Origin of the sequence: Parasphingopyxis marina (assembly GCF_014237875.1) — a bacterium.
Classification (GTDB): Bacteria; Pseudomonadota; Alphaproteobacteria; order Sphingomonadales; family Sphingomonadaceae; genus Parasphingopyxis; species Parasphingopyxis marina.
The window spans coordinates 205,633-223,848 of sequence record NZ_JACJVJ010000003.1; the positions used below are offsets into that span (position 1 = coordinate 205,633).

Annotated in this window: 21 protein-coding genes; 13 read left to right on the top strand and 8 right to left on the bottom strand. The window is 64.1% G+C overall.

The genetic code is table 11. From position 1 onward, the window contains the following. Positions 1-85: 85 nt before the first annotated feature. The 4 genes from H6P80_RS15545 to H6P80_RS15560 form a co-directional block, all read right to left on the bottom strand. Positions 86-577 carry a Dps family protein gene (locus tag H6P80_RS15545; protein ID WP_185802331.1) on the bottom strand — a complete coding sequence of 164 codons (492 nt, stop codon included), beginning with the start codon at positions 575-577 and terminating at the stop codon, positions 86-88. A gap of 122 nt (positions 578-699) precedes the next feature. Continuing rightward, entirely contained in the window at positions 700-1,266 is a 567-nt protein-coding gene (locus H6P80_RS15550; protein ID WP_185802332.1) for a TMEM165/GDT1 family protein, read from the bottom strand. Positions 1,267-1,279: 13 nt separating this feature from the next. Continuing rightward, positions 1,280-1,606 (bottom strand): hypothetical protein, encoded by a 327-nt coding sequence (locus H6P80_RS15555; protein WP_185802333.1) that lies wholly within the window; start codon positions 1,604-1,606, stop codon positions 1,280-1,282. Between the two features lie 106 nt (positions 1,607-1,712). Further along, positions 1,713-2,507 carry a hypothetical protein gene (locus tag H6P80_RS15560; RefSeq protein ID WP_185802334.1) on the bottom strand — a complete coding sequence of 265 codons (795 nt, stop codon included), beginning with the start codon at positions 2,505-2,507 and terminating at the stop codon, positions 1,713-1,715. A 194-nt stretch (positions 2,508-2,701) separates the two neighbouring features. Here H6P80_RS15560 and rpmG point away from each other — a divergent pair, with 194 nt between their 5' ends. Beyond that, entirely contained in the window at positions 2,702-2,869 is a 168-nt protein-coding gene (rpmG, locus tag H6P80_RS15565) for a 50S ribosomal protein L33 (RefSeq protein WP_185802335.1), read from the top strand. 21 nt (positions 2,870-2,890) lie between these two features. Here the strand turns inward: rpmG and H6P80_RS15570 are convergent, their stop codons facing one another. Further along, a complete protein-coding gene (locus tag H6P80_RS15570) occupies positions 2,891-3,253 on the bottom strand; it encodes a response regulator (RefSeq protein ID WP_185802336.1) in 363 nt (120 codons plus the stop codon). A gap of 42 nt (positions 3,254-3,295) precedes the next feature. Between H6P80_RS15570 and H6P80_RS15575 the strand changes: the two genes are divergently transcribed. The 6 genes from H6P80_RS15575 to H6P80_RS15600 all read left to right on the top strand — a co-directional run bounded on the left by H6P80_RS15575 (position 3,296) and on the right by H6P80_RS15600 (position 8,675). Next, positions 3,296-3,571, top strand: a complete 276-nt coding sequence (locus H6P80_RS15575) for a DUF3572 domain-containing protein (protein WP_328805057.1) — start codon at positions 3,296-3,298, stop codon at positions 3,569-3,571. Further along, positions 3,568-4,191 carry an HAD family hydrolase gene (locus H6P80_RS15580; RefSeq protein ID WP_185802337.1) on the top strand — a complete coding sequence of 208 codons (624 nt, stop codon included), beginning with the start codon at positions 3,568-3,570 and terminating at the stop codon, positions 4,189-4,191. Before H6P80_RS15575 ends, H6P80_RS15580 begins: the two co-directional genes overlap by 4 nt. Beyond that, positions 4,188-4,655 carry a RidA family protein gene (locus H6P80_RS15585; protein ID WP_185802338.1) on the top strand — a complete coding sequence of 156 codons (468 nt, stop codon included), beginning with the start codon at positions 4,188-4,190 and terminating at the stop codon, positions 4,653-4,655. The genes H6P80_RS15580 and H6P80_RS15585 overlap by 4 nt, the downstream gene beginning before the upstream one ends. Beyond that, entirely contained in the window at positions 4,648-5,367 is a 720-nt protein-coding gene (locus H6P80_RS15590) for a glycerophosphodiester phosphodiesterase family protein (RefSeq protein ID WP_185802339.1), read from the top strand. Before H6P80_RS15585 ends, H6P80_RS15590 begins: the two co-directional genes overlap by 8 nt. Next, entirely contained in the window at positions 5,364-6,509 is a 1,146-nt protein-coding gene (locus H6P80_RS15595) for a GNAT family N-acetyltransferase (protein WP_185802340.1), read from the top strand. Before H6P80_RS15590 ends, H6P80_RS15595 begins: the two co-directional genes overlap by 4 nt. A gap of 108 nt (positions 6,510-6,617) precedes the next feature. Then, complete coding sequence (locus H6P80_RS15600; protein ID WP_185802341.1) at positions 6,618-8,675, top strand: alpha/beta hydrolase family protein; 2,058 nt, start codon at positions 6,618-6,620, stop codon at positions 8,673-8,675. A 67-nt stretch (positions 8,676-8,742) separates the two neighbouring features. Here H6P80_RS15600 and rpsU read toward each other — a convergent pair whose 3' ends face one another. Then, positions 8,743-8,949, bottom strand: coding sequence for a 30S ribosomal protein S21 (rpsU, locus tag H6P80_RS15605; RefSeq protein ID WP_185802342.1), 207 nt, complete (start codon positions 8,947-8,949; stop codon positions 8,743-8,745). Positions 8,950-9,222: 273 nt separating this feature from the next. Between rpsU and H6P80_RS15610 the strand changes: the two genes are divergently transcribed. The 6 genes from H6P80_RS15610 to H6P80_RS15635 all read left to right on the top strand — a co-directional run bounded on the left by H6P80_RS15610 (position 9,223) and on the right by H6P80_RS15635 (position 14,851). After that, a complete protein-coding gene (locus H6P80_RS15610; protein WP_185802343.1) occupies positions 9,223-9,987 on the top strand; it encodes a class II aldolase/adducin family protein in 765 nt (254 codons plus the stop codon). Positions 9,988-10,000: 13 nt separating this feature from the next. Further along, positions 10,001-10,291: a hypothetical protein gene (locus tag H6P80_RS15615; protein ID WP_185802344.1), complete on the top strand. Its 291-nt coding sequence runs from the start codon at positions 10,001-10,003 to the stop codon at positions 10,289-10,291. Positions 10,292-10,363: 72 nt separating this feature from the next. Continuing rightward, positions 10,364-10,942: a (2Fe-2S)-binding protein gene (locus H6P80_RS15620; RefSeq protein ID WP_185802345.1), complete on the top strand. Its 579-nt coding sequence runs from the start codon at positions 10,364-10,366 to the stop codon at positions 10,940-10,942. A 134-nt stretch (positions 10,943-11,076) separates the two neighbouring features. Continuing rightward, complete coding sequence (locus tag H6P80_RS15625; RefSeq protein WP_185802346.1) at positions 11,077-12,045, top strand: RcnB family protein; 969 nt, start codon at positions 11,077-11,079, stop codon at positions 12,043-12,045. Between the two features lie 105 nt (positions 12,046-12,150). Beyond that, on the top strand, positions 12,151-12,828 hold the full coding sequence (locus H6P80_RS15630; RefSeq protein WP_185802347.1) for a 2OG-Fe(II) oxygenase: 678 nt from the start codon (positions 12,151-12,153) through the stop codon (positions 12,826-12,828). Positions 12,829-12,985: 157 nt separating this feature from the next. Then, complete coding sequence (locus H6P80_RS15635) at positions 12,986-14,851, top strand: DUF885 domain-containing protein (protein WP_185802348.1); 1,866 nt, start codon at positions 12,986-12,988, stop codon at positions 14,849-14,851. A gap of 40 nt (positions 14,852-14,891) precedes the next feature. Here the strand turns inward: H6P80_RS15635 and H6P80_RS15640 are convergent, their stop codons facing one another. Next, entirely contained in the window at positions 14,892-15,434 is a 543-nt protein-coding gene (locus tag H6P80_RS15640) for a SixA phosphatase family protein (RefSeq protein WP_185802349.1), read from the bottom strand. Next, a complete protein-coding gene (locus H6P80_RS15645) occupies positions 15,431-18,178 on the bottom strand; it encodes an ATP-dependent DNA helicase (protein WP_185802350.1) in 2,748 nt (915 codons plus the stop codon). Before H6P80_RS15645 ends, H6P80_RS15640 begins: the two co-directional genes overlap by 4 nt. Positions 18,179-18,216 lie beyond the last annotated feature (38 nt).

An 18,216-nucleotide genomic window follows, 5' to 3' on the forward strand; every position in this document is an offset into this window, starting at 1 on the left:
CCGGCGAAATTGCCGACTATGAAAGAAAAACGGGCCAGCCCAAAGGCCAGCCCGTGCTTTTCCCGGTCCGTTGAACGCTTGCTACCTAGCCGTTGCGTCCCGCTTCGAAGAGGAACCAGGCGCGTTCTTCGGCCTGGTCGGTGAAATCGTCGAGCAGGCCGTCGGTAGCGTTGTCGCCCGCTTCGCCGGCCAATTCCTTGGCCTCGCGATAGGCTTCGACGAGCTTGAGGTTGTCGTCGCGAAGTTCGTTCAGCATGTCGGCGGCGCTGACGAAATCGGCGTCGTTGTCTGCAATCGTCTGGTGACGGGCGATATCGCCGATGGAACGCAATGTCGTACCGCCGGTCTTGCGCACGCGTTCGGCCAGGGCGTCGGTCGTTGCCAAGATTTGCGCCGCCTGCTCGTCGAGCATCAGATGATAATCGCGAAAATGCGGACCCGATACGTGCCAATGAAAGTTCTTGGTCTTGAGATAGAGCGCATAGCTGTCGGCGAGGATGCCGTTGAGCGCTTCGGCGACGCTGTGAAGCTTGTTGTCGTTGAGGTCGGTCGGGGTTGCGAGTTGGCTGTTGGCCATGATGGAATTCCTCCTTTTTCTAACGTTTTTCGTCATTCACACCATCAACGCGTGATAGGGAGGTTTGTGCCCGAAAATCGCGGAAAAGCGGGGAAATAGTCTCAATCTTTGTGATCGACAAACTAGATCAACGAGAGCGCATTGATCGCCAAAATAGATGAAACGATCAAGAACAGCCCGCCCGCAATCCGGCGGATGAGCTGCAAGGGCACCGCTTCACGCAGTGCCGTTCCCATCATGATCGCCGGCGCCGCGCCGAGCAGCACGCCCAGCGTGGCCCCTATCGCGGCGAACGCCCAATTGGCGCCCGAAGCGCCGAAGCCGGCGGCGATGAACTGCGTCTTGTCGCCGATTTCGACCGCCAGGAAGGCGACGAAAGCGGTCGCGAACGTGCCGATCTTCCAGTTGAGCCCGGTGGTGGGATCGCGGAATGGCACAAAAGCTCCGACGCCGGCGAACAGGAAGCCGAGCGCAAGGAACAGCATCGCCGCGTTGGGATCGATCATCGTTGTCAGCAGGCGCCCGCCGAAGGAGGCGATCCCCATGTTGATCGCCGCCGCCGCGCCGATGCCCAGGAACAGCGGCAGCGGTTTTGCAAAGCGCGCGGCAAGCAGCATCGCCAGGATCTGGGTCTTGTCTCCCCATTCGGCGATCGCCGCCGCAACCAGGGGCAGGAAGAAGGAGTCCATCCGGTGGGCGGGGTTACCCCGCCATCCGTACCGAGATGGCGGCGAGCATCGCGTCGCGCGCATCGGCTTCATCAATCTCAGCGCAGCCGGTGGCGAGTTTCAGCTGGTCGAAATAGAGGCCGAAAGCCGTCCCTTGGCGGTTGCGGGCGATGGAGCGTTCGAACGCATGGGCGATGCCCTCCAGCGCGAGAAGCCGGTGCGTCATCGCCGCGGTGCGAATGGATTCGACGGCTTCATGGAGGGCCGGCAGCGTCATCGCGCGCCAATCGCGTTCCAGTTGCTCGATCCGCGTGTAGAGATCGGCACAGACCGGCAGAACGGCGTCGTTGCGAAGCTGCATTATCCTTGCTCCTCGGCAGTCGGGATGCCGTTGTGCGCGCTTATGGTTAGCAAAGGGTTAAAAGCGCCCAGAAACTGGGCCCGGGCATCGACCACCCCAGACAGAACTATCCCCGAGAGAGAGTGTCCCGGATTTCGGCCAGTTCGGCATTTATGCGGTCGCGCATCGCGAGCAATTGCGGATCGCTTTCGACCAGCTGTGTGAAAACGCCGTTCTTGCGTCGGATGCGATAGAAGGACTGCATGAGGGCACGGTGTCCCTCGACAAGTTTCTTCTTGTTTCCGATCAGGCGCCGGGCAGCGATATTCGCGTTGAGGGCGACAACGGCGGCGTCGATGCTCATCGCGACATTATATGCCTTTTCTGGCGGCTGGATTGCGCCTGCCGGCAATGATAGCATCGCCGAAATCCGGTCGTAAAAGGTGGTCGGGGAATCTCTCATCTCAGAAAAATCGAGAAACTCCACCCGGCCACGGAGAAGCGACGATATTTTTTCGCGCGAGGATGTCCTCAGGAAGCTGCGGGTTCTCGCTGTATAAAAGTCGTTCGGATACTGCGCCAGTCCTGCCCTGGTGACCGCCATTTTATAGTGGGATTCGAAGCGTTCAACGGCCGGTCGCCAGACCACCAGGACGGTGGCCTCCGGATATTCTGCAAGAGCGGTGATCAGTTTCGGCGCCCGCACGGTAACAAGGGCCTCGTGGCTAACAAATAGCGGGAGCAAGGGTGCTGCGGGCATTGTCCGCGACAACGCCTTCGAGATTGCGGTCACGCTGCGCAGCGAGGTTGCCTTTACCTCCTTTGCCGAGATGAATTGGACTTGCGAAGCGGATTTCACTGCTTTTTGCAGACTTGTCGAACCGGATTTCATCAATCCGACATGAAAGACCAGTGGCACCATCGGCGAACGTTTACCGTCAACGTGCGCGGTATCAAGGTTAGCATTCGGATCGCGCTCGCCCTCGACGGCCTTGAAACCATGTCCTCCTTGACATTTGGGCGGTTCATGGGCATTTGGCCGCGCTTCGGGCGGGCGGCCGCGATGCCGCCTTCAACAGCCCTCGTCAGTCAATTTAAAGTGAGAAGGTTAGGGCCATGGCCAAACCGGCGACCGTGAAAGTCAAACTCGTCAGCTCGGAAGGCACGGGCTTCTTCTATGTAACCAAGAAGAATCCGCGGAACCTGACCGAAAAGATGGTCTTCCGCAAATATGATCCGGTTGCGAAGAAGCATGTCGAGTTCAAGGAATCGAAGATCAAGTAAGCGCGCCGCGCTTGCCGGACGCTATATCAGCGTCCGCACTTCCTCGATAAACTTTACCACCGATATCGGTTTCGAGACGTAGCTCTCCGCGCCCGCGGTGCGGATACGCTCTTCGTCGCCCTTGGCGGCATAGGCGGTCACGGCCATGATCGGGATGGATTTCAGGCCCGCATCGCCCTTCAGCTCGCCGATCAGGTCCAGCCCAGAAACGTGCGGCATCTGGATATCCATGATGATCAGGTCGGGCGTATGATTCTTCGCCGCGGCCAGTGCCTCGCGCCCATCGCTCACCGGCTCGGCGGTGTAGTCATGCGCGCGCAGCAGGTCGCAAAAAAGTTTCCGGTTGAGTTCGTTGTCCTCGACAACGAGCACCTTTTTCGCCACGTCCCACCCCGGTTCTATACGCAAGCAATCTAGGCGATCATCGTGACGGATACAAATGCCGAAATCGAAGACGATGCGACGACTCTGGCGCTGCGTGCGCTGATCTGGACGTTGAGCGACGAGCGGCGTGCGGACCGTTTGCTGGCGCTGACCGGACTGACGGCCGAACGCTTGCGCGAGGGTATCGCCGAACCTTCCATGCAATCCGCGATCCTGGCCTTCCTCGAAAACCATGAGCCCGATCTCATCGCCTGCGCCGACGCGATCGGCGCTGCACCGGGGGCGCTCATCGAGGCGCGGCGGGCACTCGACGCATGAGCCGGCCGCTCGTCATCTGCGATTGCGACGAGGTGCTGCTCCACATGGTCAGCCATTTCAGCGACTGGCTGGGCGAGGCGCACGACCTTGATCTGAGGATCGAGAGCGGCAGCTTCGCCGATGCCGTGCGGCCGCGCGACGGCAGTCCGCCGCTTAAGGGCGAAGACGTGTGGCCGCTGCTCAATGCCTTTTTCGATACCGAGATGGACCGGCAGACGATCGTGCCCGGCGCGAGCGAGGCCCTGATCGAAATATCCGAATATGCCGAGATCGTGATCCTCACCAATTTGCAGGACGAGTTCCGCGACGCGCGCGCGGCGCAGCTGGCGCGGTTCGGTATCGAATTCCCGGTGCACACCAACCAGGGCGGCAAGGGCGAGCGGGTCGAGACGCTGCTCGCCGATCATGCGCCGCCGCTCGCCTTCTTCGTCGACGATCTCGGCCAGCATCACGAATCGGTGGCCCGCCGCGTGCCGCATGTCTGGCGGCTGCACATGATCGCCGAACCCTCACTCGCGGTGCATATTCCGCAGGCCGAACATGCCCATGCCCGCATCGATGACTGGCATGAGGCGCGCCGGTGGATTATTGACCATATTACCGAGGGAGATTCGGCATGAGCGGGACGGTTGCTGAAACGCTGGAAAAATTGGGTATCACGCTGCCCGATGCAGCGCCCCCGGTCGCATCCTATGTCCCGGCCGTCGTGCAGAATGGCATGATGCATATTTCCGGTCAGCTGCCGTTCGAAAATGGAGAGCTGATGCAGGGCCGGCTCGGCGAGAATCGGGACATCGCCTATGGCATGCGCGCGGCGCGGGGCTGCGGCGTCATGCTGCTTGCCCAGATGCAGGCGGTGCTTGGCGATCTCGATCGCGTCGAACGGATCGTGAAGCTCGGCGTGTTCGTGAACTCCGCCCCGCATTTCGTCGATCAGGCGCAGGTCGCCAATGGCGCGTCGGAACTGATGCAGGACGTGTTCGGAGAGGCCGGGCGTCATGCGCGCGCCGCCGTCGGCGTCGCCGTGCTGCCGCTCGGCGCCGCCGTCGAGGTCGACGCGATCGTCGCCGTCGCGGATGGCTGACCTCGCCTTCCTGGCGCGCGTGCCCTTCACGCATCGCGGCCTTCATGGCGGCGGCATCGTCGAGAATAGCCGCGCCGCTTTCGAGGCCGCCATCGCCAAGGGCCATGGCATCGAAACCGATGTGCAGGTTTCATCCGACGGCGTCGCGATGGCGTTTCACGACTATGAGCTCGACCGGCTGACCGCGAAGAGCGGCCCGGTGATCGAGCGCACCGCGAAAAAACTCGGCAAGATCAAGCTGGCGGGTACCGAAGAAACCATTCCCACGCTTGCCGAGATGCTGGCGCTGATCGACGGGCGCGCGCCGCTGCTCATCGAGATCAAGACCAGGGGCCGCAAGCTCAAGAAACTTTGCCGTTCGGTCGCCGAAGCGCTCAAGGACTATCGCGGCGAGGCGGCGGTGATGTCCTTTCATCCCGAGGTCGGCCGCTGGTTCGCGAAAAAGGCACCGGGGGTCGTGCGCGGCCTCGTCGTAAGCGAACAGGGCGAAACGAGCCTGGCCGAGCGTTTGAAGGGGCCGGTCCAGCGTTCCTTTTCGGTGATGCGGGCGACGCCGCAATTCCTCGCCTATGATGTGCGCGACTTGCCCTCGTCCTTCGCCCGCTCGCTGCGGCTCGAAGGCCTGCCGGTGCTGACCTGGACGGTGATCATGGGTGCCGACAACAGCATCGCCGCCGAAGAGGCGGATCAGATCATCTACGAGCAACGGTGAGCGAGGGCGATCCCGAGCCGCTCGTCGCCCGGATAGCGGGCAGTGTCGGATCGCTCGACGCCGGAGAATGGGACGCCTGTGCCGGGACAGGCAATCCGTTCCTCAGCCACAATTTTCTTTCGATCCTGGAAGATTCGGGCAGCGTGTCCGCCCGTACCGGCTGGCAGCCCCTGCCGATCACGATATCGGGCGCGGACGGGCGGCTCGATGCGGCTGTGCCCGCCTATGTAAAGGGCCACAGCCAGGGCGAATATGTCTTCGACCATAATTGGGCCGATGCATGGGAGCGCGCGGGTGGGCGTTATTATCCCAAGCTCCAGATCGCCGTGCCTTTCACCCCGGTGCCCGGGCCCCGTCTGCTGGCGCGGGATAGCGCGCGAATTCCGGCGCTGATCGCGGCGCTGGAAACCGTGACCGCCGACAACGGCATGTCCTCCGCCCATGCGACCTTCATTTCGAAGGAGGATCTGCCCTGGTTCGAACATGCCGGCTGGCTGATCCGCGAGGGCAGCCAGTTCCACTGGCAGAATGACGGCTATGAAACATTCGACGATTTCCTTGCCGCGCTTGCCTCGCGCAAGCGCAAGGCGATCCGCAAGGAACGCGCGCGGGCGGTCGAGGGGCTCACGATAGAGCATGTGACGGGCGCCGCGCTGACCGAAGATCATTGGGACGTCTTCTGGGAATTCTATCAGGATACCGGCGCGCGCAAATGGGGGCAGCCCTATCTTACGCGCAATTTCTTCTCGCTGCTGGGCGAGCGGATGGCGGAGCAGACGCTGCTGATCCTCGCCAAGCGCGACGGGCGGACGATAGCGGGCGCGCTCAACCTGATCGGGGCGGACACGCTCTATGGCCGCTATTGGGGCTGTATCGAGGACGTGCCCTTCCTCCATTTCGAACTTTGCTATTATCAGGCGATCGATGCCGCGCTGGAGCGCGGGCTCGACAGGGTGGAGGCGGGGGCGCAGGGATCGCACAAGCTTGCGCGCGGCTATCGCCCGGTGCCGACCTGGTCGGCGCATTTCTTCCCTGACCGCAATTTCCGCAGCGCCGTTGCCGACTATCTGGCTGCGGAGCGCCAGGCCGTCGAACGGGAAATCGAGTTTCTCGGCGATATGATGCCGTTCAGGAAGGCCTGAGACAGCCGCGCGAAATAGCCCCCTGAGAAAACCGATCGCGCGGCGGCGGCTGGCTAGCCCCGTACCGATATGCTTTAGGGGAAGGCACAAGCGCATCAGGGGGTCGTCATGCTGAAACGGATCGTCGCCGTCATTGTCCTTGCCATCGCCGCCACCGCTGCCGCCGAACCGGCGGCGGGGCCGGAACGGGTGCTCACCGGCAGCGATCTCTTCTCGCTCGAAGTCGCGGCCGATCCGCAGATCAGCCCGGACGGGCGCTGGATCGCCTATGTCCGCCGGTCGGGCGATATCATGACCGACCGGTTCCGGCCGACCATCTGGCTCGTCGATACGCGGTCGGGCGAACAGGTGCCGATCGCCGCCGGGCCGGGCTCGCATATGAGCCCGCGCTGGTCGCCCGACGGCCGCCGGCTCGCCTATATATCCTCGGCCGAGGGCGAAGCCTCGCAGCTTTTCGTGCGCTGGATGGCGAGCGGGGAGGCGGTGCGGCTTACCGGCCTGCCGAATGCCCCGGGCAGCATTGCCTGGTCGCCCGATGGCCGGAATATAGCCTATGCGATGCTCGTCCCCGGCGAGGCGGCGCGGCTGGGCAGCCGCCCCGACGCGCCCGAGGGCGCCGAATGGGCGGACCCGCTCGACGTGACCACGGCGATTTCCTACCGCGCCGACGGGGCCGGCTATCTGCGGCCCGGTTTCAGCCAGATCTTCGTCGTCCCTGCCGATGGCGGCGCGGCGCGGCAGTTGAGCTTCGGCAATTATCAACATGACGGCCCGCTCTCCTGGAGCGCCGATGGCCGCACGATCCTGTTCAGCGGCAATCTGACGCCCGATTGGGAGCTCGATCCGATCGAGAGCGAGGTCTATGCGCTCGACGTCGCGACGAGCGCAATCACGCCGCTTACGGATCGCGACGGGCCCGATGCGAGCCCCGCCGCCTCCCCCGACGGCCGCCACATCGCCTGGCTCGGCTTCGACGATCAGCGGCTTGGCTATCAGAATGTCGAGCTCTATGTCGCGAACCCGGACGGCAGCGGGCGGCGCAGCCTGACCTCCACGCTCGATCGCAGCATCGGCGCGGTCGATTGGGCGGCGGACAGCCGCGCGCTCTATATCGCCTATGACGATCATGGCCGCACGCGGGTGGCGCGGGTTTCGCTCTCGGGCGATATCCGCACGGTTGCCGAAGGACTGACCGGCGCCTCGCTCGACCGGCCCTATTCCGGCGGCGGCTTCAGCGTGGCGCGGGACGGCACGGTCGCGATCACCGGTGGCCCGGCGACGCGCCCGGCCGATGTCGTGCTGGTGCGCGGCGGCAACCGCCGGCAGCTGACCCATCTCAATGACGGGCTGCTGGCAGGAAAGACGATGGGCGAGGTGCGTCATATCGAAACCGCCTCGTCTTTCGACGGGCGGACGATCGAAGGCTGGCTCACCCTGCCGCCACACCATGTCGAGGGCCAGCGCCATCCGCTGATTCTCGAAATCCATGGCGGGCCGTTCGCCGCTTACGGCCCGCATTTCTCGACCGACAACCAGCTATATGCCGCCGCCGGCTATGCCGTGCTGTCGGTAAATCCGCGCGGATCGACCTCCTACGGCGCCGAGTTCGCGAACCTTATCCACCATGCCTATCCGGGGCATGATTATGACGACCTGATGAGCGCCGTCGATGCGGCTATCGCCCAAGGCTATGCCGATCCGGACCAGCTGTTCGTGACCGGCGGATCGGGCGGCGGCGTACTGACATCCTGGATCGTCGGCAACACCAACCGGTTCCGCGCGGCCGCCACCCAGAAGCCGGTGATCAACTGGACGACCCAGGCGCTGGTTTCCGACATACCGGTGTTCGTCGCCCAATATTGGTTCGGCGCGCTACCCTGGGAGGACCAGCAATCCTATTGGGCGCGCTCGCCGCTATCGCTGGTCGGCAATGTGGAGACACCGACCCTGGTCGTGGTGGGCAGCGAGGACGAACGCACGCCGGTGAGCGAGGCCGAGCAATATTATATGGCGCTGCGGATGGAAGGCGTGCCGACGACGCTCGTGCGCGTGCCGGGTGCCAGCCATGGCGGCATCGCCGCGCGGCCCTCGCAAAGCGCGGCCAAGGCATCGGCGATTCTCGCCTGGTTCGACCGGTACCGGACGGCAGCGCCGAGCGCGCCCTAGGAGCCGGGCGCGGACACAAAAAAGGCCGCTCGAAAGCGGCCCTTTTCGGTTCGATTGTTCGGCTTTTCTAGCGCGTACCGTCACGCTCCATGCGCTTGCGCTCCAGCTTGCGGGCGCGGCGAATGGCGGCGGCGCGCTCGCGCGCGCGCTTTTCAGACGGCTTTTCGTAATGACGACGCAGCTTCATCTCGCGATACACGCCTTCGCGCTGCAGCTTCTTCTTGAGCGCGCGGAGCGCCTGATCGACATTGTTGTCGCGGACCGAAACTTGCATAAACCCGTCTGTCTCCAATCGAACCGTCTGGCGTGCCGCAGGCTCTATCGCCGGCGGTTTCCAGTCATATGCTACAAAAGCGATTATGCCGCGGAACCTGTTCCGCAGCGATCAAGGTGGGCGAGCTAGCAACGTAGCAGCCCGATTTCAAGCAAAAAGCACATATCACCGCTCTCGACATCCGGCGTGCTTTGGGCGACACTTCCGGCAAAACAGACCATCGGCTGCCCGCTATCAAGGCAGAAAAGATGGCCGAAATGATGGAGAATTCCGATGGCCACCAAGATCGACCCCTCGAACGACCGGATGACCGACGAAGAATGGAAGGCGCGGCAGGATCTCGCCGCCTGCTACCGCGTCTTTGCGATGATGGGCTGGGACGAATCGATCTATAACCACATCACCCTGAAGGTGCCGGGCGAGGAGGGAGCCTTCCTGATCAATCCGTTCAGCCTGCACTTCTCCGAAGTGACGGCGTCGAGCCTGATCAAGATCGATATCGACGGCAACAAGCTCAGCGACAGTCCCTATCCGGTCAACAAGGCGGGTTTCGTCCAGCATTCGATGTTCCACCGCCACCTTCATGACGCGCATTGCATCATCCACACCCATACCACCGAGACGATGGCGGTCTGCTCGGTTGAGGGCGGGCTGCAGCCGACCAATTTCTACGCCTGCAACTTTATCGGCCGGATCGGCTATCACACCTTCGAAGGGGTGACGGTGCGCGAGGAGGAGGGGCAGCGGCTGCTCGAAAATCTCGGCAGCCACCGCATCCTGATGCTCCGCAACCACGGCCCGGTTGTGATGGGGCCGACCCTCCCGATCGCCTTCGTCCAATATTGGGCGCTGCAGCGCGCCTGCGAGATCCAGCTCGCGACGATGTCGATGGGCAAGCCGATCCTCGTTCCCGACGAGGTGATCGCCGTCCATCAGCGCGACATCTTCCAGACCCAGGCGTCGGCCGAACCCGGTCGAGCCGATTTCGACGCGATGGTTCGCAGGGCCGACAAGATCGATTCGAGCTGGCGAGAATAGGGAAAGGGGGGGCATGATGATCGTCTCCCTTGCCCTGATGCTCCAGTCCGCCGGGCCGGTCGCCGCGCGCGGCAACACGGGATGCGAGAGCGGCGACGGCGAGATCGTGGTCTGCGCGCAGGGCGATTCGGCGGATCAGTTCCGTATTCCAAGGGAACTTCGGGAAGAGCGTGATGCGCCGCCCGAAACCGGGCTCGTCATTCCGATCACGGATGACATCAACGCCAATCTCCATGTCGAATCGGTGGGCGTGGGCGGCTTCACCAGCGAACGGGCGATGGTGACGTTCACCTTGCCATTCTGAACCCGCGGTCATGACGCCGGGTGTGTGCAAACCGCTTGTGGGGCTGCGCCGAGAGGCGCTAGACGAAACGCCATGACCCGGATGACCGTCAACGGCCAGCCCGTCCACTACCGGATGGATCCGCGCACGCCGCTGCTCTGGGCGTTGCGCGACGCATCGAACCTTACGGGCACCAAATATGGCTGCGGGATCGGTATGTGTGGCGCGTGCACCGTGCATCTCGATGGCCGCGCGGTGCGTTCCTGCCAGATTACGATCGCCGATGCCGAGGGCGCGGTCGTCACGACGATCGAGGAGCTTTCGCGATCGCGCGACCATGCCGTCCAGCAGGCATGGATCGAAAACATGGTGCCGCAATGCGGCTATTGCCAGTCGGGCGTGATCATGGCCGTCGCCGCGCTGCTCGATAGCAATGCCAATCCGACCGACGAGGAAATCGACGTAGCGATCACCAATATCTGCCGCTGCGGAACCTATCCCAGGATGCGCGAGGCGATCCGGCTGGCGGCCCGCGTCGCGCGCGGCGAGGAGCGGCTGGCCTCGGCGCCGCCGCCGGGAATCGATCCCGGCGATGCCGCGCGCAGCGTGGAAGCGCTGACCCCGCCGGAAGAGGGCGCAGAGGCCGATCCCGGCCGTATCGTCAACGAATAGCGCTCTCCCAGGCGTCATTAAGGAAATCTTGCTGTTTCCTGACTCGCGGGTTCAGGCTCGTCTCATGGCAGCGCTGCTAGTCCGGCTACACAGGTGGCCGAACCGTGCCGCCGCAAGATGAGGAGTAGTAACATATGCGTATCAGGACGATCGCACTGTTGCTGGCGGCGAGCGCGGGCATTCCAGCGCTGATGGCGCCGGCACAGGCGCAAAATGTTCGCGGGCTGGGCGTTGAGACCAACGCCAGGACCGAAGTCGCCATGCTGCAGCGGAACGACCGCCGCGCGGATCGCGGTGAACGCCGCGGAAATCGCAACGGGCAGGCCCAGCAACGCGGTCGCAACCAGCAGGCTGTCCAGCGGAGCAACGGCAATCGCGCCCAGCGCCAGGAACGCCGGGGCGACAATCGCCAGGTTCAACAGCAACGCCGGCAGAATGTGGGGCAGCAACAGCAGCGCCGCGCCGACCGTACCCAGAACCGTCAGCAGAGCCGCTTCGACAATCGCCAGAACCAGCGTCAGGCCCAGCGTAACGTAAATCGTCGCGATGCGCGCCAGGATAACCGGCAGGACCGTCGTTGGGATCGCCGCGACAACCGCCGCGATGCCCGGCAGGACAACCGGCAGGATCGTCGTTGGGACCGCCGCGACAATCGCCGCGATGCCCGGCAGGATAACCGGCAGGACCGCCGTTGGGACCGGCGCGACAACCGCCGCGATGCCCGGCAGGACAACCGGCAGGATCGTCGTTGGGACCGCCGCGACAATCGCCGCGACGCCCGGCGCGACAACCGGCAGTGGAACCGCGGATGGCGCAACGATCGCCGCTACAACTGGCGGGACTATCGGCAGCACAACCGCAATGCCTACCGGCTCGGACGCTATTATGCGCCCTATAACGGCTATCGGTATCGCCGGTTCAACGTCGGCCTGTATCTCGGCTCGGCCTTTTACGGCTCGCGCTACTGGATCAACGATCCCTGGGCCTATCGGCTTCCGGCAGCTCACGGACCCTATCGCTGGATCCGCTATTACGACGATGTGCTGCTGATCGATGTCCGCAACGGCTATGTCGTCGACGTGATCTACGATTTCTTCTGGTAGATCGGCTGCACGGCTGACGTCCAAGACGGCCCGGAGCGCATCGACGTTCCGGGCCGTTTCCTTTCGCCCTTTGCACGAATCGTCCCATTTGATACCGGATCGGCCATGAGCATCACCGACAAAGCCGTGCTTGCGGAACGCAACGAGGCGATCATCGCGCATATCGCCAGCCAGCCGGACGTCCGGAAGGTGCCGGTCAAGCAGATCGACATCTTCACCTGCCCCGATTTTCTCGATGACGAGGAGTGCCGGCTGCTGGTGGAGAAGATCGACCGCGATGCGCGCCCCTCGACTTTGCTGTCGACCACCGACGATACCGAGTTTCGCACCAGCTCCTCGACCGATTTCGACCGCCAGGCACCGGAGATCGATCGCATCGAGGAAAAGATCGTCCGTTTCATGGGGATCGCCAAGGATAATGGCGAAACGATCCAGGGCCAGCGCTACGAGGTCGGCCAGCAATTCAAGCCGCATAACGACTGGTTCTACGAAACCCAGGACTATTGGAAGGAAGAGCGCAACCATGGCGGCCAGCGCATCTGGACGGCGATGGTATTCCTCAACGATACCCAGACCGGCGGCGCGACGCGCTTCAAGCGGCTCGGCAAGATGTTCCATCCGGAAAAGGGAAAGCTGCTCTGCTGGAACAACCTGACCGCAGAGGGCGAACCCAATGAATGGGCGCTTCATCAGGGCATGAAGGTGCGCCAGGGCGCCAAATATATCATCACCAAATGGTTCCGAGAATTGCCCTGGGTTAGCGGGGGCACGAGCGCCTATTGAGCGCCGCCTGCGGGCTGCATTCCCGCTGGTTTTGCCATTTGGCGAAGGATGTCGTGCGCCGGTCAAAGACCGGTTGACGGATGACGGTGCCACCGTTGCCATGCCGCAATCACTGATTTATACGACTAATACACTCGTTCTTCCGGAGATCCGATCCATGAGTCGCAAACTTCTTTTCCTTGCCTCGGCGGCCGCGCTGTCCGTCTTTTCCGTACCGGCTTTCGCCGATCACCACGAAGGCGGCGAGGTCGCGGCCGAAGCGGCGGCAACCGCCGACGAGCAACTGCGCGCGCTTTTCGCCGAAAGCGACGAGGATGATCTGCGCCGCAATCCGATCGGCGCGATCTTTCGCGGCGATATGCGCTATGCCGATCATCTCGGCATCTATCTGTCCGACGAATATTATGACGGCGAGCGCGCGGCCGCCCAGTCCCAGCTCGACGGGCTCCACGCGATAGACCGCGAGGCGCTCTCCCCGGTCAACCGGATCGCCTACCGCATTTTCGAACTCGATCAGGAAGAGGCGCTGCGCGATCTGACGCCGGAGATGATGGCGCTTACCGTCGTGCGTCCGGTCAACCATTTCTCGGGCTTCCACACCTTTTACCCGACCTTCGCTTCGGGGCAGGGCGCGGCGCCGTTCGACACGGTCGAGGATTATGAGAACAACCTTGCCCGCCACCGCGAATTCCTGATCAATCTCGATCTCGCGATCGACAGGTTCCGCGAAGGCATGGCCTCGGGCGTCGTCGAAACCCGGCTGACGGTCTCCAACGTCATCGACCAGCTCGACACGCAGCTTGCCATGGATATCGAGGAATCGCCCTATTTTGCGCCGGTCAACGCCTTTCCGGAGGATTTTTCGGACGCGGACAAGGCGCGGCTGACCGAGGCCTATCGCGTGGCGACCGAGGAAATCTACGCCGCCTATACGCGGTTCCGGGATTTCATGCGCGACGAATATCTGCCCGTGGCGCGCGAGGGAGTCGGCCTGACCCATATGCAGGGCGGCGACATGCTGTACGCGCAGATGGTGCGCGACACGACGACGCTGGACGTAACCCCGCAATATATCCACGATCTCGGCCTGGCCGAAGTCGCGCGCATCACGCGCGGGATGGAGGGCGTGCGCGACGAGGTCGGCTTCGATGGCACCTTGTCCGAATTTTTCGAATTCATCCGCACCGATCCGCAATTCAAGCCCGAAAGCCGCGAGGCTCTGACCGAAGGCTATTATGCCATAGGCCGGGAGGTGGACGGCCATATTGCCGACTATTTCTCGGTGCTCCCGCAAAGCCCGCTCGAAATCCGGCCCTATGAGCCGTTCCGCGAACAGCATGAGGCGGGCGGTTCCTACCAGTCCGGTACCCCGGACGGGTCACGCCCCGGCGTCTTCTATTTCAACGCCTATAATCTGCCCGAACGGCTGACGCCGGGCATGACGACGCTCTATCTCCACGAAGGCGCGCCGGGCCATCACTTCCAGATCAGCCTTGCCCGCGAAAATGAGGAGCTGCCGGCCTTCATGCGCTTCGGCGGCAATACCGCCTTTGTCGAAGGCTGGGGGCTCTACGCCGAGACGCTCGGCTATGAGATGGGCTTCTACGAGGATCCCTATCAGCGCTTCGGCACGCTCAACGACGAGATGCTGCGCGCGATGCGGCTGGTCGTCGATACCGGCATCCATGCGCTCGGCTGGACCCGCGAACAGGCGATCGATTACATGCTCGAAAATTCGGGCATGACGCGGACCGAGGTCGTTTCCGAAGTCGAGCGCTACATCGCCATTCCCAGCCAGGCCGTCGCCTACAAGGTCGGCGCGCTGACCATCCAGGCGCTGCGCCAGCAGGCCGAGGAAGCGCTGGGCGAGAATTTCGACATCCGCGAGTTCCATAACCAGGTGCTCAACACCGGCGCCCTGCCGATGGCCGTGCTTCAGGAGAAGATCTACGACTGGATCGAGGCCGAGGGCGGCGTGCGGCCCATGGGTGTCGACCTGATGGCGGTGCACGCCGGAGAGTAGCAAGGGCCGCTTCTATCGGACTTTCGCCGAAGATCGGGGGTCAGGGAAGATCCGGCCCCAGATCTTCGGCGAGATCGCGCGGACGGACGAAACGGAGCAGCGTTCCGGCGGCGGGGCGGATATCGGCCCAGCTATCGGCATCGAATTCCATCTCGGCGAGGCTGCAGGTCGGGAATTTTTCCTCGACCGCCTCGCGCAGCGTATCTCCCTTGGTGTCGGGCACCAGCAGCAGCACCAGATCCTCGAGCCCCGAATTATGGCCCGAGAGCAGCAGCGCATCGCCGTCGTCCGATGCCTCGTGGACGATATCGAGCAAGGTCACGTTGGAGGCGAGATAGGCGCGCCGGTCCCATAACGGATCGATCGGTTTGCCATAGCCCTTGCCGACATATTGCAGCGTTTCGACGACGCGGATGGCAGGCGAGGCGATGGCCGCGTCGAAGGTGACGCCTTCCTCGCGCATGTGCCGCCCCATGGTTTCGGCCGCGCGCTTGCCCTTGGCGTTGAGCGGGCGATCGAAATCGCGCTCGACCGGATCGTCCCAGCTCGACTTGGCATGGCGCAAGAGGATCAGGCGCTTCATTCGCTCTCCAAGGAAATGTCCCCCGCCGCCTGTTGCCCGATTTCCGTTACCGAGGAAAGACGGTGCGCAACACGCGCCACCGCCTCGTCGAGCGGCACCCGCGCTACCGGCGTGCCTTCGGGAAAGGCGGTGAGCAGGCGAGAGGGCGTGGCCGCGGTCAGCAGCACGAACATGCCGACATCGTCCTTGCGCCGGATCAGCCGGCCAAAGGCCTGGGCCAGCCGGGCGCGGACAAGGCGGTCGACATAGGCGTTGCCGCCATTGGCGAGCTTGCGGGCGGCGTGGAGGACGGTCGGCCGCGGCCAGGGCACGGTTTCGAGGACGACCAGGCGCAGCGATTCGCCCGGAACATCGACGCCGTCGCGCAGCGCATCGGTACCGAGTAGCGAAGCGCGCGGATCGTCGCGGAAGATGTCGACAAGCGTGCCGGTATCGATCGGATCGACATGCTGGGAATAGAGCGGCAGCCCTTCGCGCGCGAGCCGGTCGGCGATCCGGGCATGGACGGCTTTCAGTCGCGCGATCGCCGTGAACAGGCCCAGAGTCCCGCCGCCCGCCGCTTCTATCAGCTTCGCATAGGCACCGGCGAGCGCGGGCATATCCCCCTTCTTGATGTCCGTGACGATCAGCACTTCGCTGTTCGCTTCATAGTCGAAGGGTGACGGCGCTTCGAACCGGTCGGGCGCGAAATCGAGATGCGGCGCCCCGGCGCGCGCGTCCGCCGCGTCCCAGTCCTCGCCGCCCTTCAGGGTCGCCGAGGTGACGATCAACCCGTGCGCGGGCTTGATCACGGTTTCCGCCAGCGGTTTCGTCGGATCGAGCCAGTGGCGGTGGAGGCCGATATCATATTCGCGCCCCTCAATCCGGTCGACGGCGAGCCAGTCCACGAAATCGGGGTCGGCAGGCCCGCCGAGACGCGAGAGCAAGGCGATCCAGGCGGCGATCATCTGGTTGCGCAGGGTCAGCCCCATCATCGCGCCTTCGATCCGCGCCCGTGCCTGGCTGTCCAGCCAGTCGGGCGCATCTTCGAACACCGCTTCGAGGCGTCCCCGTAAAGTCGCGAGCGGCCGGTGCAGCGCTTCGAGCGCGGCGATTGCGGTCGCCGCGGCAGCGACAAGATGGCCATCGAGCTCGGCCGCTTCGGTTTCGAGGCCATAGCCCGCATCCTGCGCGTCGGCGCGGGCATAGACCGTGCCGCGCACGGCGGCGAGCAGCTTTTCTATCGGCCCGAGCGGCACGCCCTCACCGATCCGTCCTAGCCAATTGTCGCTCGGCAGTTCGGAGGCCGCCGCGTTCGCCGTCTCGATCGCCTGGCCGCCCGCCTCGTCATAGGAGGCGACATCCATAAGCCGCGCGGAAAGCCCGCGCCGCCGTCCGCGATGGCGGCCCTCGGGGCCGACGATCCAGCGGCGCAGCTCGATCGTCTCCTGTCCGGTCAGAGCTGCCGAGAAGGTAGAGTCGGCGGAATCGAACAGGTGGTGGCCCTCGTCGAATATGATGCGGGAGAGCGCGCCGCCATTGTCGTTATTCTCGGCGCGCCGCCGCTCGGCAAGGATCATGACGAGCGCATGATTGCCGATGACGATCTCGGCATTTTCCGCGGCCCGCGCCGAGCGTTCGATGAAGCATTTGCGGTAATGCGGGCAGCCCGCATAGACGCACTCGCCGCGCCGGTCGGTCAGCGCGGTCGCGCCCGCCCGGCGAAACAGGGTGGTCAGCCAGCCGGGCAGGTCGCCGCCGACCATGTCGCCATCCTTGCTGTAGGCCGCCCAGCGCGCGACGAGCTGCGCAAGCACCGCCGCCCGCCCGGCGAAGCCGCCCTGCAGCGCGTCTTCGAGGTTGAGCAGGCAGAGATAATTTTCCCGGCCCTTGCGCACGACGACCTTTTCGCGCCGGATTTTCGGATCGGGGTAAATCCGCTCGGTCTCGCGGTCCAGTTGCCGCTGCAAGGCCTTGGTGAAGGTCGACACCCAGACGGCGCCGTCGGCCTCGGCCGCCCAGAGCGAGGCGGGCGCGAGATAGCCCAATGTCTTGCCGATCCCGGTTCCGGCCTCGGCGAGCAGCATATGCGGCTTGCCGGCGGTGCGGCGCGGCTCGAAGATGTGGGAGGCGGCGCGCGCATAGTCGCGCTGACCCTCGCGGCGTTCGGCATCTTCGCCGATCAGCGCATCGAGTCGGTCGAGCGCGGCCTGCTCGTCGACCGTCACGGTGAGCGGCGCGGGGCGGGGAGCCTGGTCCTCCCATTCGGGCAGGCGCGAAAACAGCCAGCGTTCGGCCTTGGCGGGCCTGGCGATCCGTTCGGTCACGGGCCCGGCCCAAGGCCAGCGCAGGCGGAACAGGCTTTGCGCGGCGCTCCACGCGCCCTCGCGCTCGCCCCAGCCATCCCATTCCAGCGTGTCGAACAGATGGCGCGCCGCCTCCAGCAGCAGCATCGCGGCGTCTTCGTCCTGCTGGGGCACCGGCAGCCCCAGCGTGCGCGCGATCCCCGCCGGCGTCGGCACTGTGAAGCGCGCGGGATGGACGAAGGCGAACAGCTCCAGCAGGTCCAATCCGGAAAGCTCGGCATAGCCGAGCCGCTGGCCGGTCATCGGCGCATTCAGCAGGATCATCGGTGTGTCGGCCGCCGCGGCGATGGCTTCGCCGCGCCCGACTTCGCGGATCTCGCCGTCGGGCGTGGCTATCCAAATGCCGCCATGGGTGGCATGGAGCGCGCGATAGGGTAGAGGGGCGGCTTGATCTGACACCGAATCCACCCATCGCCCAACCGGAACGAAAGAGCAAC

Coding starts and splice junctions, on each gene's coding strand:
- H6P80_RS15545 (WP_185802331.1), bottom strand. CDS start 577: ATGGCCAACAGCCAACTCGCAACCCCGACCGACCTCAACGACAACAAG.
- H6P80_RS15550 (WP_185802332.1), bottom strand. CDS start 1,266: ATGGACTCCTTCTTCCTGCCCCTGGTTGCGGCGGCGATCGCCGAATGG.
- H6P80_RS15555 (WP_185802333.1), bottom strand. CDS start 1,606: ATGCAGCTTCGCAACGACGCCGTTCTGCCGGTCTGTGCCGATCTCTAC.
- H6P80_RS15560 (WP_185802334.1), bottom strand. CDS start 2,507: ATGGTGCCACTGGTCTTTCATGTCGGATTGATGAAATCCGGTTCGACA.
- rpmG (WP_185802335.1), top strand. CDS start 2,702: ATGGCCAAACCGGCGACCGTGAAAGTCAAACTCGTCAGCTCGGAAGGC.
- H6P80_RS15580 (WP_185802337.1), top strand. CDS start 3,568: ATGAGCCGGCCGCTCGTCATCTGCGATTGCGACGAGGTGCTGCTCCAC.
- H6P80_RS15585 (WP_185802338.1), top strand. CDS start 4,188: ATGAGCGGGACGGTTGCTGAAACGCTGGAAAAATTGGGTATCACGCTG.
- H6P80_RS15590 (WP_185802339.1), top strand. CDS start 4,648: ATGGCTGACCTCGCCTTCCTGGCGCGCGTGCCCTTCACGCATCGCGGC.
- H6P80_RS15600 (WP_185802341.1), top strand. CDS start 6,618: ATGCTGAAACGGATCGTCGCCGTCATTGTCCTTGCCATCGCCGCCACC.
- rpsU (WP_185802342.1), bottom strand. CDS start 8,949: ATGCAAGTTTCGGTCCGCGACAACAATGTCGATCAGGCGCTCCGCGCG.
- H6P80_RS15610 (WP_185802343.1), top strand. CDS start 9,223: ATGGCCACCAAGATCGACCCCTCGAACGACCGGATGACCGACGAAGAA.
- H6P80_RS15615 (WP_185802344.1), top strand. CDS start 10,001: ATGATGATCGTCTCCCTTGCCCTGATGCTCCAGTCCGCCGGGCCGGTC.
- H6P80_RS15620 (WP_185802345.1), top strand. CDS start 10,364: ATGACCCGGATGACCGTCAACGGCCAGCCCGTCCACTACCGGATGGAT.
- H6P80_RS15625 (WP_185802346.1), top strand. CDS start 11,077: ATGCGTATCAGGACGATCGCACTGTTGCTGGCGGCGAGCGCGGGCATT.
- H6P80_RS15630 (WP_185802347.1), top strand. CDS start 12,151: ATGAGCATCACCGACAAAGCCGTGCTTGCGGAACGCAACGAGGCGATC.
- H6P80_RS15635 (WP_185802348.1), top strand. CDS start 12,986: ATGAGTCGCAAACTTCTTTTCCTTGCCTCGGCGGCCGCGCTGTCCGTC.
- H6P80_RS15640 (WP_185802349.1), bottom strand. CDS start 15,434: ATGAAGCGCCTGATCCTCTTGCGCCATGCCAAGTCGAGCTGGGACGAT.